14 protein-coding genes are annotated in these 17,175 nt (G+C 53.7%); 11 read left to right on the top strand and 3 right to left on the bottom strand.

Annotated elements, in window-relative coordinates; all coding sequences use genetic code 11:
- Positions 1 to 30: 30 nt before the first annotated feature.
- Positions 31 to 702 (bottom strand): beta-phosphoglucomutase, encoded by a 672-nt coding sequence (gene pgmB / locus AC27KL_RS01670; RefSeq protein ID WP_487168569.1) that lies wholly within the window; start codon positions 700 to 702, stop codon positions 31 to 33.
- 256 nt (positions 703 to 958) lie between these two features.
- On the bottom strand, positions 959 to 1,996 hold the full coding sequence (locus AC27KL_RS01665) for a LacI family DNA-binding transcriptional regulator (protein WP_339323146.1): 1,038 nt from the start codon (positions 1,994 to 1,996) through the stop codon (positions 959 to 961).
- Between the two features lie 417 nt (positions 1,997 to 2,413).
- Here AC27KL_RS01665 and AC27KL_RS01660 point away from each other — a divergent pair, with 417 nt between their 5' ends.
- The 4 genes from AC27KL_RS01660 (at position 2,414) to AC27KL_RS01645 (ending at position 8,095) form a co-directional block, all read left to right on the top strand.
- A complete protein-coding gene (locus tag AC27KL_RS01660) occupies positions 2,414 to 4,153 on the top strand; it encodes an alpha-amylase family glycosyl hydrolase (protein ID WP_487168568.1) in 1,740 nt (579 codons plus the stop codon).
- A gap of 280 nt (positions 4,154 to 4,433) precedes the next feature.
- Positions 4,434 to 5,753, top strand: a complete 1,320-nt coding sequence (locus AC27KL_RS01655; protein ID WP_487168567.1) for a sugar ABC transporter substrate-binding protein — start codon at positions 4,434 to 4,436, stop codon at positions 5,751 to 5,753.
- A gap of 204 nt (positions 5,754 to 5,957) precedes the next feature.
- Positions 5,958 to 7,253, top strand: a complete 1,296-nt coding sequence (locus tag AC27KL_RS01650) for a sugar ABC transporter permease (protein ID WP_487168566.1) — start codon at positions 5,958 to 5,960, stop codon at positions 7,251 to 7,253.
- A complete protein-coding gene (locus AC27KL_RS01645) occupies positions 7,250 to 8,095 on the top strand; it encodes a sugar ABC transporter permease (RefSeq protein WP_339323150.1) in 846 nt (281 codons plus the stop codon). The genes AC27KL_RS01650 and AC27KL_RS01645 overlap by 4 nt, the downstream gene beginning before the upstream one ends.
- A gap of 241 nt (positions 8,096 to 8,336) precedes the next feature.
- Here the strand turns inward: AC27KL_RS01645 and AC27KL_RS01640 are convergent, their stop codons facing one another.
- On the bottom strand, positions 8,337 to 9,767 hold the full coding sequence (locus AC27KL_RS01640; RefSeq protein WP_487168565.1) for a TolB family protein: 1,431 nt from the start codon (positions 9,765 to 9,767) through the stop codon (positions 8,337 to 8,339).
- A gap of 477 nt (positions 9,768 to 10,244) precedes the next feature.
- On the opposite strand from AC27KL_RS01640, the gene AC27KL_RS01635 reads away from it, so the two are divergent.
- The 7 genes from AC27KL_RS01635 (at position 10,245) to AC27KL_RS01605 (ending at position 17,078) form a co-directional block, all read left to right on the top strand.
- A complete protein-coding gene (locus AC27KL_RS01635; protein ID WP_339323152.1) occupies positions 10,245 to 10,868 on the top strand; it encodes a flavin reductase family protein in 624 nt (207 codons plus the stop codon).
- A gap of 155 nt (positions 10,869 to 11,023) precedes the next feature.
- Positions 11,024 to 11,725 (top strand): response regulator transcription factor, encoded by a 702-nt coding sequence (locus tag AC27KL_RS01630; protein ID WP_487168564.1) that lies wholly within the window; start codon positions 11,024 to 11,026, stop codon positions 11,723 to 11,725.
- Positions 11,722 to 12,693 (top strand): sensor histidine kinase, encoded by a 972-nt coding sequence (locus AC27KL_RS01625; RefSeq protein WP_487168563.1) that lies wholly within the window; start codon positions 11,722 to 11,724, stop codon positions 12,691 to 12,693. Before AC27KL_RS01630 ends, AC27KL_RS01625 begins: the two co-directional genes overlap by 4 nt.
- Positions 12,694 to 12,822: 129 nt before the next feature.
- Entirely contained in the window at positions 12,823 to 13,590 is a 768-nt protein-coding gene (locus AC27KL_RS01620) for an ABC transporter ATP-binding protein (protein ID WP_487168562.1), read from the top strand.
- On the top strand, positions 13,565 to 15,514 hold the full coding sequence (locus AC27KL_RS01615; RefSeq protein WP_487168561.1) for an FtsX-like permease family protein: 1,950 nt from the start codon (positions 13,565 to 13,567) through the stop codon (positions 15,512 to 15,514). Before AC27KL_RS01620 ends, AC27KL_RS01615 begins: the two co-directional genes overlap by 26 nt.
- A gap of 84 nt (positions 15,515 to 15,598) precedes the next feature.
- Positions 15,599 to 16,219, top strand: a complete 621-nt coding sequence (locus AC27KL_RS01610; RefSeq protein ID WP_487168560.1) for a DedA family protein — start codon at positions 15,599 to 15,601, stop codon at positions 16,217 to 16,219.
- A 31-nt stretch (positions 16,220 to 16,250) separates the two neighbouring features.
- Positions 16,251 to 17,078 (top strand): undecaprenyl-diphosphate phosphatase, encoded by an 828-nt coding sequence (locus AC27KL_RS01605; RefSeq protein WP_445164778.1) that lies wholly within the window; start codon positions 16,251 to 16,253, stop codon positions 17,076 to 17,078.
- The last annotated feature ends 97 nt before the right edge of the window (positions 17,079 to 17,175 follow it).

Genomic DNA, 17,175 nt, shown 5'->3' with positions numbered 1-17,175 from the left:
GCCAAAATTTCCAGGGAAATATGTTGAAAATTAGCTGGATGGAAAGATTTCTGCAAGACGGTTCAGCGACATTTCCCGCAAAGACGACACGACCGCATCGGCCCGGCCCAGCGTCGCAGGGGAGCCGACGCCGATGCTGCGCATGCCTGCGCGGATTGCGGCTTCGATGCCGGCCTCGGCATCCTCGAACACGACGCAGGCGGCGGGATCGACGCTTAGTTCCCGGGCACCAAGCAAAAACACCTCCGGATCGGGCTTGGCGCTGACGGTTTTGGTCCCGTCGACGATGGCGTCAAAATAAGGAGCCAGCTTCGTATTGTTCAGAATTGTCATCGCGTTTTTGCTGGCCGAGCCAAGCGCGACTAGCATGCCGCCGGCTTTCAGCTCCTTCAGGAAGTCCAGCGCGCCCGGAAGGATTTCGGATTCATCAATGCGGGTAATGTAATCCACATACCAGCCGTCCTTTTTTTCGGCGAGCGCGAGGCGGGCGTCGTCATCGGGCGAGATGCCGCCGATGGAAAGCAAAATATCCAGCGAGGCCATCCGGCTTACGCCTTTCAGCCTTTCATTGTCCTGCTCGGTAAACTCGAAGCCAAGCTCTCCGGCAAGCCGCTTCCAGGCCAAATAGTGATATTTTGCGGTGTCGACCAACACGCCGTCCAAATCGAACAGGCAGGCGCGAATCGGAGTATGAAGCGTCATGGAAAGTCCCTCCTCGAAGTTTGTGCAAACGTTTGAACTCGAACGGAAAATAAAAGAAGCACCGTTGATGCTCCGCTTATTTCGTACTCGTTTCATGGGGGAACATGCCGCTTTGGCGCAGGGCATGCCTGCTGCATCCCCAAGTTCCAAATCTATGCGGGAGAATCCCGCGGGGACGCCCCGATTGGGCGTCACGACTTCTTATCTGTCCGGCGGGCCGGCCATCGCCCAGCGCGATTGGCAGCCATTCGTCCGGTTAGTTCTGTTTCGGCGGCGTGTAGACGGATGATTCCCGAATCACCAGCCGGTGGGGAATGATATAACGTTCTTGAAGATTTTTTTCCCCGTCGTGTTGAATGGACTGAATCAATGCTTGCGATGCGGTGTATCCGAGATTATATATGCCGATATCCATGCTGCTGACCGGAGGCGACGCGAGTTCCGAGATCGAAAGATTGTTGAAGCTGACGATGCATAAATCTTCGGGAACCTTGTAGCCCAATTCATGAAGGCCGCGCAGGACGCCCAGGGAAACAAAATCGTCCATCACCACCAGCGCCGTCGGGCGTTCGGGCAGATTCATGAAAAAGGACATGGCGCGGTAGCCGCTTTCCTGCAAAAATTCGCCTTCGACGATCCAGTCGCGGCGCATTTCGAGCCCGGATTCCTCCAGCGCGTTCGTGTAGCCCTTCAGGCGGTCGCGGGAAACGATATGGTTCGGCGGGCCGCTGACAAACCCGATCCGCCGATGCCCCAGCGAAATCAAATGTTTGGTAGCGTCGTAGGCTGCCTGCACGTTATCGTTGTCCACGGACAGGATGTCCGGATATTTTTCGCTTCGCCCGATCAGGACAAACGGGAACTGGTTTTTTTTCAGAAACTCGACGACCTGGTCGTCTCTTCGGGAATACAGCAAAATCGCGCCGTCGACCCGTTTGCCTTTGAGCAGCCGGGATACGGCTTCGATCTCCTCCTGTTCGCTTCCGCCGGAGCTGATCAGCACGTCATATCCCGAACGGTTGGCCTGGGTGACGATGCCGCGAATCAGCTCCATGAAGAACAAATTCAGAAACAGCTCCTCGGCAGGCTTGGGAAGAATGACGCAAATGCTCTCGGTTGTTCTCGACACGAGGCTTTTGGCCATAATGTTCGGGTGGTATCCGAGCTCCTCCATCACGTCCCGCACCTTTTGGGACGTTTCCCGGCTGATTCTGGTATTGTTCGACAGCACACGGGACACGGTGGAGGGGGAAACGCCCGCCTTTTTGGCGACATCTTTTATCGTTACAGACATGGTGACCTCCCTGTGGAACCGTTTGCGTTCCTGGATAGACGGGAACCTTTGTTCAAATGTTCACCTTATTTTTTCACTTGATATCTTAATCCAAAGCATGTGCGCTTGTAAATACGGTTCATCCGGGTCTGTCCGAACAAGGCGCGGAAACGGCGAAAAATCCGGCAGATATCGGTCCATTTCCGATATTGCAATCGCGCCGGGCTGTCAAGGATCGGCCAAGCTTTGGCGTCGTTTTGGGGTGCCCGGAAGAAAAACGGCGAAGAAAAAAATGTCTTGCGCGTGCGTTTTCGGACAGCGTATCCTGCGTAGTAAGAAAGCACGGGCGGCAAACCATGGTGGTGCGGCAGAGCGTGACATGCTGCCTGAACGTCCGTTTTCTTAACATTGTCTGATGACTTTGCGAAGGAGGAGAACATGAAGCATAGAGCGCAAACGGCAAGTCAGGCGTCCATTGGAAGATGGGGGCGCGGTGCGGCGGCTGCGGCATTGGCCGGCATGCTGCTGGCAGGCTGCGGCAGCGAAGGTCCCGGGGCGCAAAAAGCCCAACCGTCGGAACCGAACGCGGCAGTCGAAGGGCCGCGCGAATCCGCCGGGACAGATAGGAAAGGGGAAGCGCCCGGGGGAGCAGGAGAAACGAAAACGCAGGTTCGCGAGCAGCCGTCGACCGTTTATTACGAGGTATTCGTCCGGTCTTTCGCGGATTCCAACGGGGACGGCATCGGGGATCTCAAGGGATTAACGGAAAAGCTGGACTATTTAAACGACGGCAATCCGGATACCCATGACGATTTGGGAGTAGGGGGCATCTGGCTGATGCCGGTGCAGCCGTCTCCGAGCTACCATGGCTACGACATTACCGATTACCGGAGCATCAACCCCGATTACGGAACGCTGGAGGATATGAAAAAGCTGATCGAAGAAGCCCATAAGCGGGGGATCAAAGTGATCATGGATCTGGTCGTGAACCACACCAGCGTGAAACATCCCTGGTTCATCGAGGCGAGCCAAAGTAAAAACAGCCAACACCGCGACTGGTACGTGTGGGCGGAGGATCAGGGCATCGCTCCATCCGGCGCCAGCGCGGCGGGCAGCGGCAATCCGTGGTTTCAACGCGGGGATTCGCATTATCTCGGCACCTTTTGGGAAGGCATGCCCGATCTTAATTTCGACAATCCGGAGGTGCGCAAGGAGGTCCAGGACATCGGGCAGTTTTGGTTGAAGCTTGGCATGGACGGCTTTCGGGTGGACGGCGCCAAGCATATTTACGAAAACCTGCAAAGCGACCGCGGCACGGCAACCACGGACAAAAACGCGGCATGGTGGCAGGAGTTCCGCAGCGCCATGAATGCCGTCAACCCTGACGCATACATGGTGGGCGAGGTATGGGAACAATCCGCGGCCGTCATCGCTCCCTACTTGGACCGGGCCTTCGATTCGGCGTTCGATTTTAACCTTGCGGACAACATCCTCAGCGCCGTCCGGCAGGAGAAAGACAACAATTTGGCTTTTACGCTCGAGCGCACCCACCGGTTCTACATGGAGAAGTCCGGAAACCGGTTCGTCGACGCCGTGTTTTTGTCGAACCACGATCAGGACCGGGTCATGAGCCAGCTCGGAAACGACGAAAACCATGCCAGAATGGCCGCCGCGCTTTTGCTGACGCTGCCGGGCAACCCGTTTATTTATTACGGCGAAGAAATCGGCATGCTTGGCGCCAAGCCGGATGAGCATATCCGCGAACCGTTTGCATGGACGGCGGACGGGCACAGCAAGGCCCAGACCTTTTGGGAAAAACCGGCCGTCAGCGGCGAAACCCGGGAGAAGGCCAATGTTCAAACCCAAACGGAGCAGGAGGATTCCCTGTTGTCTGCTTACCGGACGCTGATCCGCTGGAGAAACGAGCTGCCGGCCCTCCGCGACGGGGAACTGGCAAGCGTCGAAACCGGGAATCCGGCGATCGTTTCGTTCAAGCGCCAAAGCGCGGAGCAAACGGTGCTCGTGCTGCATAACCTTTCCGGCCAGCCGCAGGAAGTATCGCTGGAAACCGCCGGCCTGTCGGCTTTCAAGGATCTCATTCAGAGCAGCAGCAATGCGGCCGCCATGAACAAAAATATCGTTTCGCTCCCAGCCTATTCCACCGTTATTTTGCATTAAATCCATCCGTAAATCGAAGGAAACCTGCGATAATCGGAGATACAGGAGGCTTTTTACCAGTAAATGAGATAATTTAGCCGAAAATATGCTGTGCAAACGTTTTTACAAATCAAAAGACGGCGTGTATGATAAACCCATGATTAAAGCGCTTACTTGGAAATGAGACGATGAAAAATGGTCTGTCATACATAAAAAGCGGACCGTTATTGCTGATTGTGAAATCGTTTGCGCTAAAATCGGGACGTACAAAGATTAATTTCAGGAGAGGGGTTATTGCGAAATGAAAATGAAACAGTTTTTGGCTTTGGCTGCGACGCTGACCATGGCGTTTTCCATTACGGCTTGCGGCAGCTCGAACAAAACGGCCGAGGAGCCGGCACCGTCCAACAACAATACGGAATCGACGGCTCCGGCCGAAAATAACAACACCGAGGCTGGCGCGGAAGCGCTGCAACCGGAAGAGGGTGCTTCCCTGGTCGTTTGGGAGAGCAAAGACGAAAGAACGTTTACGGATGAAATCGCGAAGCAATTTACGGCGAAATATAATATTCCGGTCAAAATCGAAGAAGTCAATCCAACGGACCAAGTGACGAAGCTGTCCCAGGACGGACCTTCCGGGCTGGCCGCCGACGTCGTTATTTTCCCGCATGACAATTTGGGCAGAGCGGTTGAAGCAGGCCTCCTGCTTCCAAACGAAGCATTCAAGGACGAAATCACCAAAAACAATACCGAGGCAGCCGTACAAGGCGTATCCTACGACGGCACGCTTTTCGGATATCCGAGAGCGGCTGAAACCTACGCGTTGTATTACAACAAATCCCTCGTGAAAGAAGCGCCTAAATCGTTTGAAGATGTCATCGCTTTCGGCAAAACGTTTACGGATAACGCCAAGAAAAAATACGCCATCATGTGGGAAACGGGCAACATGTACTTCAACTATCCGTTTATCGCCTCGACCGGCGGATATATTTTCGGCAAAAACGGCACCGACAAAGACGACATCGGCATCAACAACGAAGGCGCGCTGGAAAGCTTGAAAGTGTACCAGGAGCTGAAAACGATTTTGCCGGTGAAGAGCGGGGACATCAACCCGGACATCAAACGCAGCTTGTTTAACTCCGGCGACGTGGCCATGGACATCAACGGACCTTGGGAGCTTGGCGGCTACAAAAAGGCGCTCGGCGACAACCTCGGCATCGCGCCGATTCCGACGATCGGCGGCAAAACAGCCATCTCCTTCTCCGGTATTAAAGCATGGTACGTCAACTCGTTTACGAAATACCCGAATGCGGCTCAATTGTTCGCCGAGTTCGCATCCACCAAAGACGCTCAGCTGCTGCTGAACGAAAAAGTCGGCTCCATCCCTACGAACAAGGAAGCGCTGGAATCCGACCAAATCAAAAACGACCCGTATATTTCGGCATTCGCAGAGCAAGCCAAAAACTCGCAGCCGATGCCTTCCATTCCTGAAATGGGCAACGTATGGAGTCCTGTGAATGCGGCGCTGCCGGAAATTTGGGACAACAATGCGGATCCGAAAGCAGCGATGGATAAAGCGGCTCAGCAAATTAAAGATTTGAACAACGGCGCGACCAAATAATAAAACAGAAGCTTGGCAGATCCTGTTGAATCGACCCGCCGCTCACCGAGCGGCGGGCGATTCTCCTTAAAACATCGTCATGTTTGCTGTTTTCGTCAAAAGAGCATTTTTCTCGCGTCGCTAGAGGAACTCCGCTTGGGGTCTGGTTTCACGCGGAACGCGTCAACAGATGCTTTCGCATAATTCGGGGAGGGGAGAGGGCTGATGCAAAGGCACCGCAGCAAGGCAACGATACTGTCGATTTTAAGCATGGGACTTGGACAAATATATAACCGCCAGTTCATCAAAGGCATCTTGTTCCTGCTTGTTGAAGCATGGGCTGTTTTTTATTTCAACAGCAATTTGGGTAGAGCGTTATGGGGGATCGTAACTCTTGGGGAAACACCCCGGAATATATCCAAAAAGATCGAGGGAGACCACTCCATTTTCCTTCTGGTCCAGAGCTTGATCACCCTTTTATTCTTGGTTCTGTTTATTATCGTCTACATCATGAATATCCGGGATGCCTATAAAACGGCGCAAAACCGGGAAAACGGCAAAAAGCCGAACAATTTTAAACAATCCGTCCGGTATGTGTTGGATTATAAATTTGCGCAATCCTTGTTGGCCCTTCCGACGATAGGCATTTTGTTTTTTACAATTATGCCGATTCTGTTTATGATCATGCTGGCATTCACGAACTATTCGTCGCCGAACCATATGCCTCCGGCGAAACTTGTCGATTGGGTCGGCTTTCAGACGTTTAAGGACCTATTGGCGCTGAAAACGTGGAGCCATACGTTTTTTGGCGTATTGACCTGGACGATTATCTGGGCGGTTCTGTCCACGCTAACCACTTATTTGGGAGGCCTGCTGGTGGCGCTTCTGATCAATCAGCAGGGCATCAAATTCAAAGGGCTGTGGCGGACGATCCTGGTTATACCATATGCGATTCCGCAGCTCATCTCGCTGCTTGTCATGCGGAACATGTTTAACGGCCAATTCGGCCCAATCAACCAATACCTTGGCTACTTCGGCCTTAGCGGTCTTCCTTGGCTTACAGATCCGTTCTGGGCCAAAGTGACCGTTATCGTCGTCAACATGTGGGTGGGTATTCCGGTATCCATGATTCTCATCATGGGTATCCTGACGACCATTCCGAAGGACATGTATGAAGCGGCGGAAATTGACGGGGCTAGCGGATACCAAAAATTCAAAATCGTCACGCTGCCGATGATCCTGTTCTCTACGGCGCCGACGCTGATCATGCAGTTTGCGGGCAACATCAACAACTTTAACGCCATTTATCTGCTGACGAACGGCAATCCGGTGGTCGGGGATTATCAATACGCCGGCGCGACGGACCTGCTCGTGACCTGGCTGTACAAACTGACGCTGGATCAGAATAAATACAATATGGCATCCGCTGTCGGCATCATCATTTTCCTGATTATCGCCTCGTTCTCGATTTACAATTACCGGCGGACCAAGTCATTCAAAGAGGAGGATATGATCCAATGAGCGGACGCAAAGTGAGAAGAGGTTTCCGGCTGGGACTAAGTTATCTTGTTCTGGTCATCCTGTCCGTATGCGCGGTTTATCCTGCCCTTTGGGTGGTCTTGGGATCGTTCCGGCCGGGGAAATCGCTGTACAGCAAGACGCTGATTCCGGAAACCTTTACGCTGGACCATTATCGCGAGCTGTTTACTTCGAAAAGTTTCATGTTCGGCCAGTGGTATTTGAACACGCTGAAAATTGCCACGTGCTCAATGATCATCGGCGTATTATTGACGCTGCTGACCAGTTATGCCGTATCCCGGTTCCGTTTCCGTTGGCGGAAGACGGCGTTATCGACCGTGCTTATCCTGGGGATGTTCCCGGGCTTCATGAGCATGATCGCGATCTACCTTTTGTTAAAAGAGTGGCATCTGCTGGACACGCATCTGGCGCTGATCGTCGTGTATGCCGCCGGAGCTCCTCTCGGGGGGACGTTTATTGCCAAAGGTTTTCTCGATACGATCCCGCGCACGCTGGATGAAGCTGCCAGAATCGATGGAGCGAGCAACTGGAAGATTTTTACGCGCATCATTTTGCCGCTTTCCAAACCGATGATCACCTATATGGCATTAACGCAGTTTGTCGGCCCTTGGGTGGATTACATTTTTGCACGGCTCGTTCTGCGGACGAAGGAAAACTGGACGTTGGCGGTCGGGCTATACGATATGGTCGCTTCGAACCAAAACACGAACTTTACGGCGTTTTCCGCCGGAGCGGTCCTGATCGCGGTGCCGATCACTATTTTGTTTATTTTCCTGCAGCGTTTGCTTGTCGACGGATTGACGTCGGGCGCAAGCAAGGGGTAACGGCGGTTGGTGACGGCGCGCTTGAAGCGCTTCAGTTCTACAAACAGGCGGATATTTTGAGGTATAACGGTATGGATGTTATGTCCAGATGTTGAAGGGCACTCACTAGGAGTGCCCGTTTTTTATGGTATAGACCTGCAAACTGAGTCGACCTTTCAAATTCCATCTTCCATTGATTATGGGATTCGGTTGAAGAGCAGGAGAAGTTCCCTTCAGTGTCGGTGGACGCTCGAAATGCCTCTCAGCACCCAAGGCTCGTTTGGCGGCTAAACGGTAAATATCTATACGCCCCTCGGGTTAAAAGGAACGACAACCGCTCGCTAATTTGACGGATGTGGCTGACGTCTGCCCACAGAATAAAATAATTGTATGACGTTTCCCCCATTTGAACGGGACGGGGATATCTCACGATAAGTGCCGCCTGTTTATTCATTTCTGCAGGCTGGTCGGCTGAGGGGAAAATGAAGCACGCCTCTTGACTTTGTATCATCGTACTGACAATCCTGGGAGATGAACCGTAAGGCATCAATGGATGAAAAGCTTCGGAGCGGCATACATCCGCGATCCGGTCGCTCGCTGAAATTGCGGATACCTGAAAAAAACCGTCGATCCCTTCGTACCTCTCTTCGCTTACACGACGCCAGTTTGCGGGATACGGAAAAGATACCCGATACACTAAGCTTGTGAAGATGTTTTCCGGAAGCCTTCTGACGCGAGGAGACCACTGTATGGCGGTAATCCGGCCGCCGCTGAGGACGTTCACCGGTTTCTGCTCCCCGATATCGGCAATCCAGAGCTGACTTGCGCTTCCCACGCCTGCGCATCCCGATAAATACGCGATTTTTTCACCGTCCGGCGACCAGCCGACGGGAGTGGCGAAACAGTCGGAAACTGCCAACGTCCTTTGATTTTGACCGATACGGCTGTCGATTTGGATGAGAGAATAATAATTCGGTTCCTGATAGGCCGTAGCGCTGTAGGCGATGCTCCGGGAGTCATGGGACCATGCCGGATAGTAGTTTTTGGCGAGCGGTCCGCCTTCCAGCTTATAGATGGTACCGGTGGTCAAATCCACCGTCGAAATGATAGAGATGCTTGCGCCGGGGGACGTATAAAGCGCGAAGGTTCCGTCTGGGGAAATCCGAACGTCATGAAGAGGTCCGTCCGTGTTTTGCGTGATTTGTCTTCGGTCAGTGCCATTCGCCCGCATCCGGAAGAGCTGGGTATTGCCGGAGGAATCCGGGGCCGCAAACAGAAGCTCGGTACCCGAAGGGAACCACTGGACATCGCTGGCACCCGGCTCCGTGATGGCATAGCTGCTATGTGAGAAAGTATCGTAGACGACGATTCGAGCGTTATTGACATACGCAAGAGATCGGTTGTCCGGGGACCAGTCCAGCAGCGTGTAGGGCTCGATTTGATCGATCCTGGCGACGGCGAGAGTAACGGTATCCAGCACGTAAACCACGTTGCCAGCGCCGATGAAGGCGATTCTCCTGCTGTCGGGAGACCAATAGGGAACGGAAAATTCCGCACCAAGTCCCTGGGTGAGTTGAACATTAAGACCGCTCTGCGGTCGGAACAACCAAATCTCGAACGTTCCGTTGCGGTTCGATGTGTAGGCAATCCATCCTTGATCCGAATGATGAGGAACAGCTTTCACGGCCAACATCCTCTCTTGAATTATCTTTTACCTCAGATATATTCAGTGGATGGAAATTAGGCGACAGTCCCGGACGGCATTTAATGTATCATTTTGAACATGTCGCATCTTTCATATTGAATTTTAAAAGGGTTGAAAAAGAAGGATTCGGAAAACGAAACTAATCATCTATACAAGGTCAAAAACGCTTCCGCTCTTGATCCGATTAAGAACTATTGGAATCATGAAACATGACTTAGCACGTTTAACATTCAGGCGAACTTACCGAGAAAATCATGTATGCATATACGGTGGAAGGACCAAAAGCCAAGCCCGTCTCGCCCGTTGAGAGGGGCTGTTTTTCCACGGGCATATCTCTATCTTGCTGTTATATTCTTAAAATCCGACTGTGCATGAATACGCGTGATATACTCCTAGTGACAAAACGGATGACTGGCAACGCATGATGAACGGAAGCCATAACTTCAAGGGAGGAGCGTATTTGAAATGCACAAAGTGATAGAGCCCAAAATTCTTTATTTCGGAACCCCTGTCGTCCTGATCAGCACCTTAAACGAAGACGGTTCAGCCAATGTAGCCCCTATGTCTTCCGCATGGTGGTTAAACCAGACTTGCATGCTCGGGATGAGCCGCAAATCCAAGACCGTCCAGAACCTTATCCGCGAAAAAGAGTGCGTATTGAATCTTCCGTCGCCGGATCTTGTCGGCGCAGTCGACAAACTGGCTTTACTTACCGGCGCGAACCCAGTGCCCGATACCAAAATGCAGCTCGGATACCGATACGAACCCGACAAATTCGGAACGGCCGGACTCACCCCCGAACCTTCGGACTTGGTTAAGGCGCCCCGCGTTGCGGAATGCCCGGTTCAGTTAGAGGCATCTCTCGTTAAAGTACACGATATTGGCCAACCCAGCAGTCTGGTAGCGATCGAGGTTGCCGTTACTAGAGTGCATGTCGATGAAAACCTTCTAATGGCAGGGGAGAAGAATTACGTCGATCCGCTAAAATGGAATCCGCTCATCATGAACTTTTGCGAATATTTCGGATTAAGCGGCCAATTGCATCCCTCCAGGTTGGCGCCGGTATTCGGTCCGGTTTCCCGCGGTTGAACTGGCCCGTAAGCATCGACCCCCCGAAAGGATAAGCAAGTGAAAAAGGAGCAGTTGTCTCTCGGCAGCTGCTCCTTTTTTATGGATGATTTCAGGCGCGGCCCGGCATGGTACAATACTAGGCAAATACACCTCTTGCGAAGGAGAACGCCCGAATGTTCAAAATATTTATCGTCGAAGATGACAAGGGACTTGTCGGCTTGCTGAAGGAGCATTTGCACAAATTCGGCTACGATGCGAAATGCGCGGCCGATTTTGGGGCGGTGATCGCCGAATTCGAACAGTTCCAGCCTCATCTCGTGCTGCTTGACGTCAATTTGCCGATGTTCGACGGATTTTATTGGTGCCGGCAAATCCGGAACGGCTCAACCTGCCCGATTATTTTCATCTCCGCCCGCGACGGCAAAATGGACCAGGTGATGGCGCTCGAGAACGGGGCCGACGATTATTTGACCAAACCGTTCGACTTCGAAATCGCCCTCGCCAAAATCAACAGCCAGCTCCGCCGGGCCTACGGGTCTTACGCGGCATCGCAGCAGCAGCGGACGGTGGGCGTCTCGGGGCTGACCCTCGATGTGGAACGGCTGGCGCTCTCCTTTAACGGGGACAAAACCGATTTGAGCCCGACCGAAGCGAAAATTTTGGACGAACTGATCGCAAGGTCCGGGCAAGTCGTCAGCAGGGACCGGCTGCTCGACAAAATTTGGGACGACCAATGGTTCGTCGACGACAACACGCTGAACGTTTATGTGACCCGCGTCCGCAAAAAGCTGGCCGCGGTCGGCATTCATGACGCCCTCCAAACGATCCGCGGGCAGGGATACCGTCTCCTGCCGAACTGGGGGGATGAAACATGAGGTTGTTCATCCGGGACCAGGCCCCTCTAGTCGCCGTCTATCTGCTGCAATTATTCCTCGTAACCCTCGTGTATTGGCTTGACGGCAGCCGCGATGTAAGCATCAGTCTATACGCCGGTCTGCTCAGCGTATGTTTGTTGTCCGTTTACCTCGTGATCCGCTATATAAGAAACCGTATTTTTTACGTCCGGCTGGCCGCGGAGGTTTCTTCCACCGAGGAGCTGCTGAAAGACAAACATCAGACGCCGCTCGCCCAAAGCCTGCAGCGTTTGATCAAGCTCCAGTACCGGCGCTATCAGACCGATTTGCAGCATTACAAACATAAAATCGAATCCCATATGGAGTTCATTCATCAGTGGGTCCATCAGATGAAAACGCCGCTGTCCGTCATCCATTTGATGATCCGGAACAGGGACGAGGCCGAATTCGCCGCCATCGGCGACGAGCTGGACCGGATTCGCAAGGGACTCGACATCGTGCTGTACACCGCGCGCCTGGACACGTTCGAACGGGATTTCCATGTCGAGACGCTTGATTTGCGCCGGGTCGTGCGCGAGGTGACCTCGTCCCAGAAAAGGCTGTTTATCCGCAGCCATGTGTTTCCGCTGATCCGGCTGGACGAGCCCCTGCTCATTGCTTCGGATGAGAAATGGCTTGCTTTCGTGCTGACGCAGCTGATCACCAACGCGGTCCGTTATACGCGGGGCGAAAATCGCAAGATCATGTTTTACGGCTATCGCCGCGGCGAACAAGCGGTGCTCGAGGTGCAGGACGAAGGGGTCGGCATTCCCCAAGGGGATTTGCCCCGCGTATTCGAGCCGTATTTCACCGGGGAGAACGGCAGAGAGTTCCAGGAATCGACGGGCATGGGGCTTTATTTGGCGAAGCAGATTTGCGGGAAGCTGGGGCATGACATTCAAGTGGAATCCGAGGCGGGGAAGGGGACGACGGTCCGGTTGGTTTTTTGAAAACTTGGTTCGCGCAGTGAAGCTTACAAAAGTGTAAGCTTGTGTAAGCTTACGGCATGGCAGCGGGAGAAGCATCTTCCCTATAATAAAACCATGAGATCGATCTTATGAAGCAAGGAGCCGGCAGCGTTGACAATTTTGGACGTGAAATACTTATCGAAAATTTACGAAGGGCAGGTGCCGCGGCAGGCGCTGGACAACGTTCGGTTCTCCCTTCGCGAGGAAGAATTCGTCGGGATCATGGGGCCGTCGGGAAGCGGGAAAACGACGCTCTTAAACGTCATTGCGACCATCGACGAACCGACCTCCGGCGAAATACAAATCAACGGCATCAATCCGCACCAGCTCGGCCGGACGGAAACGGCGCTATTCCGCCGCCGCGAGCTCGGATTCGTATTTCAGCATTATAACCTTCTTGACGCCATGACCGTGGCCGAAAACATCGTGCTGCCGTTGTCGCTTGACGGCGTGCCGGTGGGGGAGATGGAGCAAAAATTAAATGATATCGCCTTAAAATTGGGCATTTCGGACATCCTGGACCGGCGGATTTACGAATTATCGGGCGGTCAGATGCAGCGTGTTGCCATTGCGCGGGCCATCATCCACAAGCCGTCGCTGATCCTTGCCGACGAACCGACGGGCAACCTCGATTCCAAAGCATCGGACGACGTGATGAGGACGCTGCGGACCTTGAACGAGGAAGGGGCGACCATCTTGATGGTGACACATGACCCGGTGGCGGCAAGCTTCTGCAAGCGCGTCATTTTCATCAAAGACGGCCGGTTTTACAACGAGATTTACCGGGGGGACAACCGCCAGGGATTTTTTCAGCGGATCATCGACATGCTGTCGCTCTTAGGAGGGGATCGTCGTGTCCTTTCTACAATTCGCTTATAGGAACGTCTCCCGCAACAAGCGCACGTATGCAGCCTATTTTTTGAGCAGCGCTTTTTCCGTCATGATCTTTTTCGTCTGCACGCTGTTTATTTTTAATCCGGGGATCCGCGAGTCCATCATGTATCCGATCGTCATGCAGACGATGATTACGGCGGTATGCGTCATGTATCTTTTTTTGTTCTTTTTTGTTCTGTATTCCGTAGGTTCGTTTTTGGCCTCGCGCAAGCATGAAATCGGGATTTGGCTGATGCACGGCATGACGAAAAGGCAGCTGCACCGGATGATTTTTCTGGAAAACATGCTGATCGGCACCGGGGCCGTCGTCGCGGGCATCGCCTCGGGGCTCGTCACCGGGAAGCTGTTTCTGATGATCGGCTCCCTGGTGTTCGGCGTTCCCTCGATTCCGTTCCGCTTGACGTGGGAGGCGTTTGCACTTACGACCGGCGCGTTTGCGGTGCTTTTTCTGATCATTTCGATGTGCACGTCGGGTTTGTTGCGGAATCTTTCCTTAATCGAGCTTTTTCAAGCCGGACGCCGCACCAAACTTGCTCCCAAAGGGTCCGCCTGGCTATCGGCAACAGCCGTCGTGCTCATCATCGCAGCCTACGGGTTTGCGGCGACGACGAGCGTTTCCGATCTGTACGTCCGCATGCTGCCCGTCACCGCCATGACCGTCGCGGGCACGTATCTGCTGTATAACCACGCAGGGGTATGGCTTGTCGAGCGGCTTCAGAAAAAGCGGGGCTTGTTTTGGAAAAAAACGAACATCGTCACGTTGTCCAATCTGTCCTACCGGTTAAAGGACCATGCCCGGATGCTGTTTATGGTGACGATCGTATCGACCGTCTCGTTCTGCGCCGTCGGGGTATCCGCCTCCATTAATACGCTGTCGGAACAGTTCCATAACGATTACCCGGCTGCGGTCAGTTATTTGGCGAAGGACGGCAATCCGGCGGAAGGGGAGCATCTGCAATCCATACACAGGGAGCTGCTGGCAAAAGGACTGCACCCGCGCATGCTCCAATTTCCGGTCAAAAATATTCTGGTCGCTCCGGAAGGCTCCGGCTCCGATCCCGAGGTGCTGTCCGTCATTTCGTTATCCAGTTATGAACGGGCGGTCCGGATGGCGGGCCTTTCGTACGGCGAACAGCCTCTAACCGGTTCGGATGCGCTCGCCATGGTCAGCTCCGAACGGGATCGGGCGTACATGAAAGCGAGGCCGCTGGCGGTGCATGCCGTTACGGGCGGGCAGCTGCATATCAAGGAAATCGGCTATACCCGGCATGTCGCCGTGCCGGAGCATATGCTCCGGACGGGGCTGCGGCAAATGGACGGCTATACCAACGGCCTCGTGGTCAGCGACGAATTGTTCGACCGTTTGGAGTCCCGGGCGGGGATCGACCGCTATACCGCGTTTTACGTGGACGACTTCCGGAAAACGCTCGGAGTGGCGAGCACGCTGGCCGATTCGGGCGAGGTGAGGTTTAGCGAAAATCGCAGCTTTACGATCGCCGTCAGCGGCACGCTGTACGTGCTGCAAATGGGGGCGTACCGCGCGATGCTTTTTGCCGCCCTGCTGATCGGCACGGTATTTTTCATCGCCGCGGGTTCCTTTCTGTATTTCCGCCTTTACGCGGATCTGGATTACGACCGGCGGCAATACGCCGCCATGGCCAAGCTGGGGCTGACGGACAAGGAGCTCAGCCGCATCGTGACGCGGCAGCTGGCGCTTTTGTTTTTCGTCCCGATCGTCCTGGCGGTCATTCACAGCAGCTTTGCCTTTATTGCGCTTCAAAGCCTCTTTTATTTATCGATCGCTTTGGAGATGGGGTTCGTCCTGTTTTGCTTTTTTGCGGCCCAGGCGATGTATTTTTTCTTCATTCGCTTCCACTACTTGCGGAACGTCAGGAAAAAGCTGCTGTAACGGGGCTTGGAGAAATCGAACGGGGCAACCCGAGTTTTACCGAAAATCATATCGGCCTTCTGATCATAAGAACGGAGGTTCTGCATGCAAAACTGGATAACGGATATCATGGAACAATTCGGATACGCCGGCATTGCGTTGGTCATTGCGCTCGAAAATTTGTTTCCGCCGATTCCGTCGGAGGTGATTCTAACCTTCGGGGGATTCATGACCACCAAAACCCATTTGACGGTGCCAGGGGTGATCCTCGCTTCGACGATCGGTTCGGTGGCAGGGGCGGTGGTGCTTTATTTGATCGGCTTGCTGCTGGAGGTCCGGCGGCTGGAGCGGATCGTCGAGCGGTGGGGGCATGTTCTGCGCGTCAAAAAAGAAGACATCCATCGGGCGGACCGGTGGTTTGCCAAATACGGATATTGGACCGTCTTTTTCTGCCGGATGATTCCGCTCGTGCGGAGCCTCATTTCGATTCCGGCCGGCATGGCCCGGATGAAATTCGGTTTGTTCCTGCTGTTTACGACGATCGGGACGTTGATATGGAACACGGTCCTCGTGTATCTGGGCGCGGCTCTGGGCGAATCATGGGAAAGTATCGTGCACTATATGGACATGTACTCCCATTTCACCTATGCTGTAATCGGGCTAGTTGCTCTAGCAGTCCTATATCTTTATCTGCGCCGGGCGAGAAAAATGAAAGCCCAGCAATAACTTGAAGGAGTTGTGGAGAGTTTTGGAGTGGATGGAGTACATTAAAGCGGTGATCCTCGGGATCGTCGAAGGATTGACGGAATTTGCGCCGGTGTCTTCCACCGGGCACATGATTATCGTGGACGACATGTGGCTGAAGACGCAGCAGTTTTTGTCCCAGCCGGTGGCGAACACCTTTAAGGTCGTCATTCAGCTCGGATCGATTTTGGCCGTCGTGGTGCTGTTCTGGAGCCGGTTCATGGATCTGCTGGGTCTCCGGAGAAGAAAACCGGCAGAGGGAAGCGGGGAGCAGGCGCAAGGCCGCCTCAAACTGACCCAGGTCATTGTCGGGCTGATCCCGGCGGGCATTTTGGGCGTGCTGTTTGAAGATTATATCGACGAGCATTTGTTTTCGACACGGACCGTGCTGATCGGCCTGGTCGTCGGGGCGCTTCTGATGATCGCAGCCGACCTGTGGCGCCCGAAGCGCCCGAAGACCGAAACGGTGGACCAGATCACTTACGGACAGGCCTTTTCGGTCGGTTTGATCCAGTGCCTGTCCTTATGGCCGGGATTTTCCCGATCCGGATCGACGATTTCCGGCGGGGTGCTGCTGGGGATGAGCCACCGGGCGGCGGCCGACTTCACGTTCATTATGGCCGTGCCGATCATGGCCGGCGCAAGCGGGATATCGCTGCTCAAAAACTGGGAATATTTCACGGCCGACATGCTGCCGTTTTTTGCCGCCGGATTCATCAGCTCCTTTATCGTCGCGCTGATCGCCATCCGGTTTTTCCTGAAGCTCATCAACCGGATCAAACTCGTGCCGTTTGCGGTATACCGGATCGTGCTTGCCGGAATCATCTTTCTTATGTTATAACCCGATACGTTATGAAGCCAAGCTCCCGAGTCCTTTGACGCGGGGGCTTTTTTTCTAAGTCCTTCCAAAGCGGGCGGGGCATCGTGTACAATAGGGT

This window comes from Paenibacillus sp. YAE3 (genome assembly GCF_057546105.1).
Note: the sequence above shows the minus strand (reverse complement) of the source record. Positions and strands in the feature narration are given on the sequence as shown.